Genomic DNA, 12,402 nt, shown 5'->3' with positions numbered 1-12,402 from the left:
CGGTTTGGGGTGCGTGAACACGCTATGGGWGCCATTTGTAATGGTATCGCCCTGCACCGTTCGGGTCTGATTCCCTATGGCGCGACCTTCCTGGTGTTTACGGATTATATGCGTAATTCTATCCGGTTGTCGGCTCTGTCGGAAGCTCCCGTGCTGTGGGTGATGACTCATGATTCTATTGCTTTGGGTGAAGATGGCCCGACTCACCAACCCGTTGAACATATCGCTTCTCTGCGGTTGATTCCTGATTTGACTGTGATTCGTCCCGCTGATGGTAATGAGACTTCTGGAGCCTATAAGGTGGCGATCGAAAACCGTCACTATCCCACTTTGATGGCATTTTCTCGCCAAAATCTGCCTAACCTCGAAGGTAGTTCTATCGACAATGTGGCTAAGGGTGCTTATATCCTTAGTGATAACAGTGATGGTACCCCTGATATTATTCTGATTGGTACTGGTGGGGAAACTTACCTCTGTGTTGATGCGGCGGTTAAACTCCGGGAAGAGGGTAAAAAAGTCCGCGTGGTTTCTATGCCTAGTTGGGAACTGTTTGAGAAGCAGGATGCTGCTTACAAGGAGTCGGTTTTCCCTGCCTCTGTTAAGAAGCGTTTGGCGGTGGAAGCCGGTGTTAGCTTTGGCTGGTGTCGCTATGTGACTGATGAGGGTGCTACTATCAGTATTGACACCTTCGGCGCGTCTGCTCCTGGCGGTGTGGTGTTGGAAAAATTCGGCTTCACCGTTGATAATGTGGTGGCGAAAGCTAAGGAACTTCTTGGTTAATTAATTACCTAGGTGCGTCAGTCAGAAGAGTTTATGAGCATTTCATCATCAACATTCTCGCGGTCTGACGCACCCTACCGTATTAATCGGCAAGGGTGCAACATTGTTTGTACCCTTGTTTTTTTATTTGTACCCGTGAGTATTGATTGATTAACACTGATAAAATAGGGCATAGGGCAGGGAAGATTATACATAACAATAAGCCTAAGTCGCAGTATCTTTGTCTCATATAGTCTATGATCATAGTCACAGACAACGGCAGTATTAACCAATATTTTAGATATCAATTACAGTTGAATCATACATATTTTAGATATGGTTTTGATAAATTGTGAACTGACAAAACCGACAATGATATGATTTCTGATGGAATAAATTAGAGAATAAATTATTATGAATATGGGCCTAACTAAGGTGACAATTTATACAGACGGAGCCTGTAGCGGGAACCCTGGGAAGGGAGGATATGGGGCTGTGTTGATGTGTGGTAGTCACCGAAAGGAATTATCAGGAGGCTTCCGACTAACTACTAATAACCGCATGGAAATGATGGGAGCGATCGCCGCTTTACAAGCCCTGAAATTTCCCTGTTGTGTGACTCTCTATAGTGATTCTAAATATCTCGTAGATGCTATGACTCAGGGGTGGGCTAAACGTTGGCAAAAGAATGGATGGCGACGTAGCCAGAAGGAATGGGCGAAAAATCCGGATTTGTGGGCGCAATTATTAGCTTTGTGTGAGGAACATCAAGTCCGGTTTGTCTGGGTAAAAGGTCATGCGGGCGATCGCGAAAATGAAATTTGCGATCGCCTTGCTGTCGAAGCTACTCATGGAGATAATTTACCGCCAGATTTAGGATATGAAAACCCACCCCTACCTCAAGACATCGATTCTATGAGTTAATGTAATCTTAGTGTAATCTTAATTTAATCTTGTGGTTACTCCGTAGAAATTGCCGATAATTTGCTAATCAATTGGCTATAGTTTCTCAATTATGCCTTTAACTGGAATGGTCTGTTGACTTTAAGATAGGGAAGTTGCTTTGTAAATCTTGGAAAAATGGCCCGTTTAGCTCTATTAAGTGTATCTGACAAAACTGGACTGATTGACTTAGCCCGAAGTCTTGTGGAAGAATTTGGCTTTGACCTGATTAGTAGTGGGGGAACTGCTAAAGCTATCCAAGAGGCGGGACTACCTGTTACTAAGGTTTCTGACTATACAGGATTTCCCGAAATTCTGGGGGGACGAGTTAAAACCCTGCATCCTCGCATTCATGGGGGTATCCTTGCGCGTCGGGATATTCCCCAGGACGTGGAACAATTACAACAGCATGAGATCCGCCCCATTGACCTGGTAGTGGTTAATCTGTACCCATTTGAACAAACTATTGCATCGGAAAATGTTACCCTACCAGAGGCGATCGAACAAATTGATATCGGTGGCCCTACGTTGCTGCGGGCTTCTGCTAAAAATTTCGCCCATTTGACTGTCCTGTGTCAGCCTAACCAATATGGGGACTATCTCGAAGAAATGCGAAACAGCGGCGGCGAACCTAGTTTAGAATTTCGCCAAGGCTGCGCTTTACAAGCCTTCCGTCATACTGGGGCTTATGATCGGGCGATCGCTACTTATTTAGAATATCAAAACACCACCGAAACTAATCCCCTCCCCACTAGCTACACTGTCGCCGGAAACCAAATACAAGCCCTCCGCTACGGCGAGAACCCCCACCAACCCGCCGCCTGGTATCAAACCGGAACTGTCCCTAATGGCTGGTCGGCGGGTAAAATTTTGCAGGGAAAACCCCTCAGTTACAATAACTTGGTGGACCTGGAAGCGGCTAGACGGATTATTTGCGAGTTCACTGATGAACCGGCGGCGGCTGTTCTTAAACATACTAACCCCTGTGGGGCGGCGATCGCTAATAGTTTATCTGAGGCTTATCAACGGGCTTTTGCTGCGGACTCGGTTTCTGCTTTTGGGGGTATTGTTGCGCTCAACCGTCCCATTGATGCGGCGACGGCTACAGCCATGACCAAAACTTTTTTAGAGTGCATTGTCGCCCCCAGTTGTGAACCAGAAGCTGAGGCTATTCTCAAGAAAAAGGCTAATTTGCGGGTGTTGATTTTGCCGGATTTAGTTTCGGGTCCCAAAGAAACTATTAAGCTAATTGCTGGGGGCTTTTTGGTCCAGACCTGTGATGATGAAATCGATATCCCTGACCATTGGCAATTAGTGACCGAAAAAAAACCTACCTCGGCACAATTGGCTGAGTTATTGTTTGCTTGGAAAATTGCCAAGCACGTTAAATCTAATGCGATCGTGGTCACCAAAAACCGCACCACTATAGGGGTAGGAGCCGGACAAATGAATCGCGTAGGAGCCGCTAAAATTGCCCTAGAACAAGCCGGAGAAAACGCTAAGGGGGGATTCCTTGCTAGTGATGGTTTCTTCCCCTTTGATGACTCGGTAAGGACGGCTGCTGCTGCTGGTATTGAGGCTATTGTTCAACCGGGCGGCAGTATGCGAGATCAAGATTCCATTAATGCCGCTAATGAATTAGGTCTGGTTATGGTAATCACCGGAATGCGTCATTTTCTCCATTAAATATCGCCAAATATCATAAACCCCGCCCTAATTATGCCCTCAATAATGGGCGGGGGTAAATTTGTCGATTTTCCTGATTAATGATTGATGGTTAGTTGTTAATTATCATCGGTAGATGCTCTGGTGGTGGCTTGGGAACTGACAAAGTTAGACAAAAGTTTGATATAGCCACTTTGATAATAAATGGCGGGTTCGGTAATTTCCCAGGCTTTTTTGCGGGGGTCATTTTCATCAAAATATGCCTTCATGGGAGGCTCACCAACAGGGGGTTTAGATGAGCCAGTATAATATTGATTGGGTCCCCCTACTAAATAGCCAGGAGCCGGACCACTGGGAGAGTTTAAAGCATGATCATAAATGCCCCCGCCGAACCACTGATGATACATTTTGTTAGCGGATTTTTCGGCTCCGTATTCATACATATTGCTTAAATAAACCATGCTTAATGGGTTGACACCGTGCAGGTAATGGAGATGGTCTAAGGCTCGGATTTTATAGCTGTCGGCGTGGTCTGGGTCTACCTCATACAACAAGACATCATAGTTGGTATTACCATAGTTGGATTCCACTAGGTTACTACCCCAATGATATTGAGGGTCGCTCATATAAGCACGGTATGGGTCGAGGTCAGAATTACCGTAGGATGCTTTATTACTTAGCACCATTTCCCGAAAGCGATCGCTTATTTGTTGTTGGATATTGTCATCGCCATTGGCTAGTTTAGTGTATAATAATAGGGCATCCCCTTCATGGGGGTTATACCTCGACCAAGTATCATCTTTAAAGGGTTGAGTTTCCGTTAAATTGGCACTTATATATTGATTATATTTGGTGTCTCCGGTGAGTTGTAATAAATAAACCGCCGCCGTTACAGTTGCCCCTTTTTGTTCCCGTTCGGTTCTATCTGCATCCCCAGATTTAATCGTCTGGGAATCACAATCAGTCCGTTTGGGGTTAGATTGAAACCAGTCCCAAGCGGCGATCGCTCTATTTTGCAGGTCTTCTGCATACTCATTAAGAACTGGAAATTCCCGAAAAACTAACGCAGTATGGGCGAACATTCCCGCCGTCGATATACTAGCAGAAGAACATTTAGGAGCATAATAACGGGGCCGTTGATCAAGACTAGGAATCTCTGGATTATTATGATCAATCGTACCCAGTTTAATAAACACTCCCCCATCATCATCCTGCATCAGTTTTAACCAATCAATTTCATACTTAATCTCATCGATGATATCTGGGAGATTATTCCCCGATTCGGGAATGTTAAAATCATCAGTCCAAATCTCCCGATTGTGGGAGTAAGCATCTAAAAGTTGATGAATTACCGGAGTCGCAAAAGTCACATATTTATTAGTATCTCCCGCATCAAACCAACCGCCACGCATATCGCGAGCCAAAGCCGGGTTATCTTTGTCATAAACATAGCGCGCCTCTGTATCCTGTCCGGGTCCTAAAAAAGCCGCGCCATCAGTCCATCTAGGGTCAGCTAATGGGGGTTGTTTGGGAAAGCCACTGCGCTGATAAAAAAAGGTACGGACAGCAGTGATAAGAACCTGTTTATAGACATCATCCCTAATCTCAAATTCAAAAGAACGTTGTTGATTGGCGGCATCTATGATATAATAGGAACCTGGTTTGTTGAGCGGGGAAAAGTCAAACCACCAACCGCGATCGCCTGATTGAGAATGAACTTTACCATCCATCCAGAGCTGAATTTGACCCGAATAAACTTGTTGATGAGAATTAGCATCCCGAACCTCGTAGGTAGTCCCTGGTGAGAAGGATTCCTGGGCATTAAAACCCACTTCGGGAGTGGTAATTACAGCGACTTTATGATCTTGGGGACGATAACCAAACTGATCAACTTTAATATATGGTCCGGGTGTCATATCGGTTTGAAGACTTGGCTGACTCTGGAGGTCAGCATCGCTGATGACTACTATCAAAGCAATAGTTAGCACGAAAGAGAGAAACCACCTGAACATTGGGTCTACCAATTCAATCTAATTGGATATTATCACTTCTCGAAATTAAAGCCCACCCTGGTTATGCTCTGACCAGAATGGGTTTTTGTTAAGTTTTATTCAAATCGATTTTATTTTGGAGGATTGATATTAATTATGCGCCAATTGGTTCTTCCACTGCTGCGAGTCGCTGGGAAGAGTAGCCAATACCGCGAACCGTGAGAATATACTCAGGATTACGCTGATCAGTCTCAATTTTAGCTCGTAGGCGAGCCACATGAACATCAACAACGCGCATATCGGCAATGCGGCGGGGGGTGTAACCCCACAATTGTTGCAGAATTTCGGAACGAGAAACCGCTTCACCAGAACGCTTAAACAACAGTTCGAGCAAGTTAAACTCGATATATGTGAGGGGCAACAATTTATCGCCTTTGTAAACCCGTCGTTTAATGGTGTCAATGCGGAGAGTATCAACTTGGATGACTTCGGGACTTAGATCATGGGAAGATGCGTTATCTTTGAACCGACGGAGGATAGCGTGAATGCGGGCTTCCAATTCTTTGGGAGAAAAGGGTTTAGTGAGGTAATCATCAGCCCCCAATTCTAAACCGGTAATGCGATCGGCCACATCTCCCAAGGCGGTTAACATAATGATGGGAATATCAGAAATTTCTCGAATTTTTTGACAAACCCCGTAACCGTTAAGTCTTGGCATCATTACATCCAAAACTACCAGGTCTGGACTTTCGCGATCGAACATTTCAATAGCTTGTAAACCATCTGCTGCTGCGACAACACTGTAACCGACCATTGACAGACGAGTTGTCAAAATACGTCGAATTGCAGACTCATCATCGGCGATGAGGATTTTTTCAGGATTGCGCCGTTCATCAAGTCGTGCTTTTATGGTCATGTTTGCTCCCAGTAATTTTTATGGATCGGCCTTTGAGCAAAACTGGCTAGGGACTCTCTCAGTCCCCGGGCTCAGTTGGACAGGAGATATTGGGTTTGATGATAACATATGTTTTCGTAATGTTATCAATTTTTGTTTAAGGTTCTTTACAGAACTTTTGGTTACGCAAAAAAACTTTACAAAAAACCGTTTACAAGAATGGGCATCTTAGCTTTACTGTTAATAAATTAACATATAAGACCAAGATTCTTTTAACTCCATGTCAAAAGAAGTCCCACACTACGCCGTTGGGTTAATGATAGGCAGTTTAGCAAGAGACTGATATTATTAACACACTATTGGCATTCATTGTCAAAAATGCAATCTTATTGAAACTATGCCCAATCCATTCCTAGGTGTCAGGATTCCTTCTGAGGTACACGAAGCACTCATGGCGCGGGTAGAAATCACTGGACAATCCAAGTCAGATCTGGTCATTGATGCCTTGAGATCCTATCTGGGAATATCATCTCAGCAGGAAAAACTTGATCAATTAGAAGTTAGACTATCCGCCTTAGAATTTAAACTAGAACAGTTGGGGGAAGAGTCCCATTCCGATGATTAGACCGACCATGAGCCATTTTAATCAGAGTAAATCTGGTGATTATGGGCAGTTTTAAGCTGCCGGATTTTGAGATTTGATGTTTCCTAATTTGAGGGATTATCAGCTAGGGTAAAGACCGTAAAATAGGATGACCAATGAGGGAACAGCAATGGTCATTAACAGGGTGAGAAGAAAGCCAACTCGTGTAAAGTCGGAGAATTTATAACCTCCGGGACTATAAACCATGGTATTAGTTTGGTAGCCAATGGGGGTCATAAAACTACAGGAAGCGGCGAGGGTGACTGCAAACATAAAGGCATAGGGATTTAATTGCAGGGTTTCCGCTACTCGGACAGCAATGGGAATCATGAGTACTACGGTGGCATTATTTGAGAGAACTTCTGTTAATAAAACTGTGATGATAAAGAAAAATGTTAACACCCAATACCCGGAAAGATGACCGCCGACAGACACTAAATTATTAGCCAGCCATTCAGTTGCGCCGGAATTTTCCATAGCAATTCCTAGGGGAATTAATCCGGCTAATAGAAAAATTACATCCCAACGAACAGCACCATACATTTCACCGGGTTTTAGACATCCAGTGGCGACCATCAAAATCACTCCGGCTAAAGCACTAACTAAAATGGGAACTATTTTGAAGGCTGCTAGTGCAATTACGCCTAAAGTAATGCCAATGGCTATTCCGGCTTTCTCGGTGCGTAMGTTGTCGATGTCGCGCTGTTCTAAGACTAAAAGTTCCCTAGTGGTTTGTAAACCAATAAAACTTTCTTTGGGACCTTGGACTAATAATAAGTCACCAAATCTGAGTTTGATTTTTCCTAAGCGTCCTTGGACTAATTCGGCACCGCGACGGATGGCTAATACGGTGACATTATACCGCTGTCTAAAGCGTAAATCTTTGAGGGTAGTACCAATTAGACGGGAGTTGGATAAAATCAAGACTTCGGCGATTTTTTCTTCTCCAGAACTCAGGACTGTTTCTAGGGATTGTTCCCGAAACTTGATATCAGGTAAAAGATCTAAACCTCTTTCGTTTTTAATTTTGAGTAAATCTTCACGGGTGCTACGAATAATCAGAATATCTCCGGATTTTAAGACTTTATCGGCTACGGGTTGGGGGAGGTGAATTTTGTTGCGAACTAACTCTAATACGTCTAGGTCAAATTTGCGTTGAATTTCACTTTCCCGGAGGGTTTGTCCGACTAAACTGGATGTATTAGTGACGACTACTTCACTGAGATATTCCTGCAAATCATAGCTGTTTTCCATGGCACTATTGATGCGTGATTCTCGTTTGGGTAGGAGCTTGGGGGCAATTAAGGAAATGTATAATAACCCAATTAAAAAGGTTAATAGTCCCACGCTTGTAAACTGGAAAATATGAAAGTTTCCATAACCTAATTGTTCAGATATTCCGCCAGCGAGAATATTAGTTGATGTGCCAATTACTGTAATCATTCCTCCGAGAATTGAAGCGTAAGAAAGAGGAATGAGAAATTGGGAAGGGGAGGTTTTTTGCTGTTTACACCAATCTTCGATGATGGGTAGAAAAATAGCGATGACTGCTGTATTATTAATAAAGGCGGAAATAGGTCCGACTAAGCTACCCATGACAAAAAGCTGTTGATTGATGCGCTTTCCACCCCATTTAATTAGCCGATCGCGTATAATTTGAATGACTCCAGTGCGGGTAATTCCGGCGCTGAGGATAAACATAGCCATAACGGTAATGGTGGCTGAATTGCCAAAACCAGAAATTCCCTGTTCGGGAGTGACTAAACCCAGGAACATTAATAAAACTGTAACGGCGATCGCTGTTAAATCTACAGGTAGCCATTCGACTATAAAACTAATCAGGGCGAGAACAACTATAGACAGAGTAAGAAAAACTTCCATGGGTAAGGATATGCTAAAGTGGCTGATCACAAAGGTAACGTTTGATCATACAGCCAATCAGAATGGGTGTCAGGTATAGGGGAGTTAGTGACCCCAGACCTGCTAAAAAGGACGATCAGCTGATCGTCCTTTGAATTCAAGTCTGAGGGTTAAAACGAGTTAGCTTTTGGATTTGCTATTTCCGCCGCCGCCATTGCTATTATCAGCAACAGTGGCTAATACCCTTTGGGCTAGTTGTTCGGGGACTTCCTGTAAATGGTCAAACTTCCAGTTAAAGTAACCGACCCCCATAGTTAGCGATCGCAATTCCACAATGAGATCCTGCATTTCCACCTGTGGTAAATAAGCCGACACCTGATCCCAACCTTTCCAGTCAGCCACAGGTTCATAACCCAAAATTTGACCACGGCGAGTAGTAATCAATTGGAACAGTTGAGAGGTAAACTCATTTGGGGCGCATACCTCCACCGTAACAATAGGTTCGAGCAAAGTGGGGTTACATTTAGCCATACCCGTTTGCATAGCCAGCCTGGCGGCTTGTTTAAAAGCCTGTTCGGAACTATCCACAGAGTGATAGGAACCATTGGTCAGGGTGACAGAAACATCAACGACGGGGAAACCTAGGGGACCTTGTTGGAGGTATTCTCGCACGCCCATTTCCACACCGGGAATATATTGTTTTGGCACCGCGCCGCCGACAATGGTTTCATTAAAGTTAAAACCTTCACCACGAGGTAAGGGGGTAATATCTAAATAAACATCACCAAATTGTCCATGTCCGCCGCTTTGGTGTTTGTAGCGCCCGTGGGAGTTGGTATTAGAACGGATGGTTTCTTTATAGGGAATTTGAGGCGGCGAGGTCACTATGGGAAAGTTGTACTTGCGGCGTAGGCGATCAAGGGTTACTTTCAGGTGAATTTCTCCCTGTCCCCAGAGGATAACCTGGTGAGTGTCGGTGTTTTGTTCCCAAGTTAGAGAGGGATCTTCCTCGATCATTTTGGTGAGGGCGGCGCTGAGTTTTACTTCATCTTTGCGATTTTCAGGGGCGATCGCAAATGCCAATACTGGTGGCAATACCTGGGCTGTAGGTAAGGGTGCTTTGAGGCGATCGGGTTGAGTGGTCAAAGTATCACCGGTTTTGATGCCCTCCATACGCGCCAAGGCGACAATTTCCCCAGTTTTGGCAAGTTGCACGCCCTGGGTTTGTTGTCCCAGCAAACGGTACATTCCAGCCGCGCGTACACCATTAAGAACAATGCCTTCGGTAAGTTCTCCCTGCCAGACTCGCACTAGGGAGAGTTTACCACCTTGGGGGGTGTAAAAGGTTTTCAGGACTTGGGCGATCGGGATATCACTTGTTCCTTTGAGTCCCCGACGTTCGGCCGTTAAGCTGGGTTCTGGGGCTTCTCGGACTAGGGCATCAAGAAGCGATCGCACTCCATATTCTAATTCAGCCGCTCCGAAAAATACCGGAACAATCAAATCCGCCCCCAATTCCATTTTTAGGTCTTTGACAATTTCCTCGGTGGGGGGTTCAATTTCTTCAAGAAGTTCTTCCAACAAGTGATCATCAAAGTTAGATAATTGTTCTAACATCTCCTGGCGGGCGGCGTGTTCCAACTCTTTAAGTTCTTCGGGCATGGGAACTGGATCTGATGCCGCACCGGGATGGTAGTTATAGGCTTGTTCTGTAACTAAATCGATAAAACCAATTAATTCTGAACCTTTGGCGATCGGATATTCTTGGGGAACTATGGGGCGACTCGATACAGTTTTCAGGGCATTTAATAACTCTAAAAAGTTGAGGTTGCAGCCTTCTTCATCAGAGAAAGCCCGATCCATTTTATTAATGAACACAATATGGGGAATTTCCCAATCATCCAAAAATTTGAATAGGGGCGATAGGGTGAGAATGCGACTGGGTTCCGGTTCACAAACCACTATTGCTAATCCCGCACCCATGAGGCCGTTATAGGTTTCTTGGGCAAATTCTACCGAACCTGGACAGTCGAGGAAGGCAAAGTTAATGCCGCCATATTGAGTATAAGCGGCATTGATTTCTACACTCATATTGCGATCGCGAGCCTCAGCTACGCCATCTCCGATACGGTTGCCTTCTTTAGCCGTACCTTTACGGGTAATTGTTCCTGTGGCAAACAGCAGACTTTCTAGCAAAGCCGTTTTACCACTCAAATAGGGGCCGACAATGGCGACATTACGGTTTTCTGATGCAACATTACTTGTCATAGGACGCTCTCCTGAAACCGGATAAATCAATGATTATAACACGGTGGCAATTGTGATTTTTTGACCGAGAAATCCTTTCTCGGAAAATTCCGATTTTTTCAACAATTCACAACCGGGATACCGTGGGACTTCGCTGCTCTCAGTTTCCCTTAGTCTCCGGTTAATATTAGGATAGATACTTCCGGTTAGGGATTGAGAGTGAACTACCTTTTAATTTAGGATATTTTGTCACCAATTTTACACCTAGTTAATCAAACAAAACATTATTAATTTTTGCGAATTTTTGTAAATCAATATGGCGTTTTTTAAGGTTAATTTAATATTTGCTCTCAGACACAACACCCCCCCATGCTGACGCGGAGGACAGCACTAGGGGGGTGAAGGGGGGTGAGGGTTAAGAGCAACTAACTCGATAAACCCATCATATCGCTGTTATCGTGACCGGGGGCTACCATCGGGTAACAGTCCTCATCACGGGTAACCCGAACATCTAGGATCATCGGACCGTTGTGAGACAGGGCTTTAGCGATCGCCTTTGGCAAATCGGACCGTAGGCGGACAGTCATAGCCTCAATGCCATAAACATCAGCCAACCGGGCAAATTCTGGGGTTCCATCTTCGAGGTTAGTAGCCTCATAGCGATCATTATAAAACATATGTTGCCACTGGCGCACCATTCCCAACCAGCCATTATTGAGAATAATCACCTTAACCCCAATACCATACTGAGCAATAGTTCCCAATTCTTGCATATTCATTTGGAAACTACCATCACCGCTAATACAGATAACCGTATCATCAGGATGAGCCACCTTAACCCCCACAGCAGCAGGTAAACCGTAACCCATAGTCCCTAAACCGCCGCTAGTCATCCAACGTCGGGGGCCATTTTTCACGAATTGCGCCGCCCACATTTGATGCTGACCCACATCAGTAGTATAGAAAGCATCAGGACATTGATGGCTAAGTTCCACAATCACCTCTTGGGGAGAGAGACCATTTTCCGGGTGAGGAATAGTCAGGGGGTATTGGTTATACAATTGCTGAAGGCGCGAGTGCCATTCCTGGGTTTGTTCCGGCTTAATTTCCGTTCCCAACTGATAGCTACGTTGTAGCATATCCCCCAAAACCTGTCGCACATCTCCCACAATAGGAACATCAGTCGTGCGATTTTTGCCCACTTCCGCCGGGTCAATATCAATATGAATCACCTTAGCGCTATGGGCGAATTTATCTCCGGTTCCCGCCACCCGGTCATCAAAGCGAACCCCCACCGCGATCAGCAAATCACATTCACTCACCGCAAAATTAGCATAGGCGGTTCCGTGCATTCCCAACATTCCCAGAGATAGGGGGTGATTTTCATCAAAAGCACCTTT

The 12,402-nt window shown here is 44.8% G+C and carries 9 protein-coding genes; 4 read left to right on the top strand and 5 right to left on the bottom strand.

All coding sequences use genetic code 11. The annotated features are described in order from the left end of the window. The 3 genes from B9T16_RS19755 to purH form a co-directional block, all read left to right on the top strand. Nucleotides 1-780: transketolase-like TK C-terminal-containing protein (locus tag B9T16_RS19755; protein ID WP_410245566.1), on the top strand; the 780-nt coding region annotated here is incomplete at its 5' end. A 393-nt stretch (nt 781-1,173) separates the two neighbouring features. Next, complete coding sequence (gene rnhA, locus B9T16_RS19750; RefSeq protein ID WP_006619818.1) at nt 1,174-1,683, top strand: ribonuclease HI; 510 nt, start codon at nt 1,174-1,176, stop codon at nt 1,681-1,683. 156 nt (nt 1,684-1,839) lie between these two features. Beyond that, entirely contained in the window at nt 1,840-3,387 is a 1,548-nt protein-coding gene (gene purH / locus B9T16_RS19745; protein ID WP_006619817.1) for a bifunctional phosphoribosylaminoimidazolecarboxamide formyltransferase/IMP cyclohydrolase, read from the top strand. Nucleotides 3,388-3,485: 98 nt separating this feature from the next. Here the strand turns inward: purH and B9T16_RS19740 are convergent, their stop codons facing one another. Beyond that, nucleotides 3,486-5,354: a glycoside hydrolase family 9 protein gene (locus B9T16_RS19740; RefSeq protein WP_410245565.1), complete on the bottom strand. Its 1,869-nt coding sequence runs from the start codon at nt 5,352-5,354 to the stop codon at nt 3,486-3,488. 157 nt (nt 5,355-5,511) lie between these two features. After that, nucleotides 5,512-6,273, bottom strand: coding sequence for a response regulator transcription factor RpaB (gene rpaB / locus B9T16_RS19735; RefSeq protein ID WP_006619815.1), 762 nt, complete (start codon nt 6,271-6,273; stop codon nt 5,512-5,514). A 376-nt stretch (nt 6,274-6,649) separates the two neighbouring features. On the opposite strand from rpaB, the gene B9T16_RS19730 reads away from it, so the two are divergent. Continuing rightward, the gene (locus B9T16_RS19730) at nt 6,650-6,877 is read left to right on the top strand and encodes a YlcI/YnfO family protein (protein ID WP_035736858.1); all 228 of its coding nucleotides are present in this window, start codon (nt 6,650-6,652) and stop codon (nt 6,875-6,877) included. 99 nt (nt 6,878-6,976) lie between these two features. Here B9T16_RS19730 and B9T16_RS19725 read toward each other — a convergent pair whose 3' ends face one another. The 3 genes from B9T16_RS19725 to B9T16_RS19715 form a co-directional block, all read right to left on the bottom strand. Next, the gene (locus B9T16_RS19725) at nt 6,977-8,776 is read right to left on the bottom strand and encodes an SLC13 family permease (RefSeq protein WP_410245564.1); all 1,800 of its coding nucleotides are present in this window, start codon (nt 8,774-8,776) and stop codon (nt 6,977-6,979) included. 159 nt (nt 8,777-8,935) lie between these two features. Then, on the bottom strand, nt 8,936-11,023 hold the full coding sequence (locus B9T16_RS19720) for an elongation factor G (protein WP_410245563.1): 2,088 nt from the start codon (nt 11,021-11,023) through the stop codon (nt 8,936-8,938). A gap of 404 nt (nt 11,024-11,427) precedes the next feature. Then, nucleotides 11,428-12,402: thiamine pyrophosphate-dependent enzyme (locus B9T16_RS19715; protein ID WP_410245562.1), on the bottom strand; the 975-nt coding region annotated here is incomplete at its 5' end.

It is taken from the genome of Arthrospira sp. PCC 8006, from assembly GCF_046480465.1.
GTDB lineage: Bacteria > Cyanobacteriota > Cyanobacteriia > Cyanobacteriales > Microcoleaceae > Limnospira > Limnospira platensis.
This window is presented reverse-complemented; position numbering and strand designations above follow the sequence as displayed.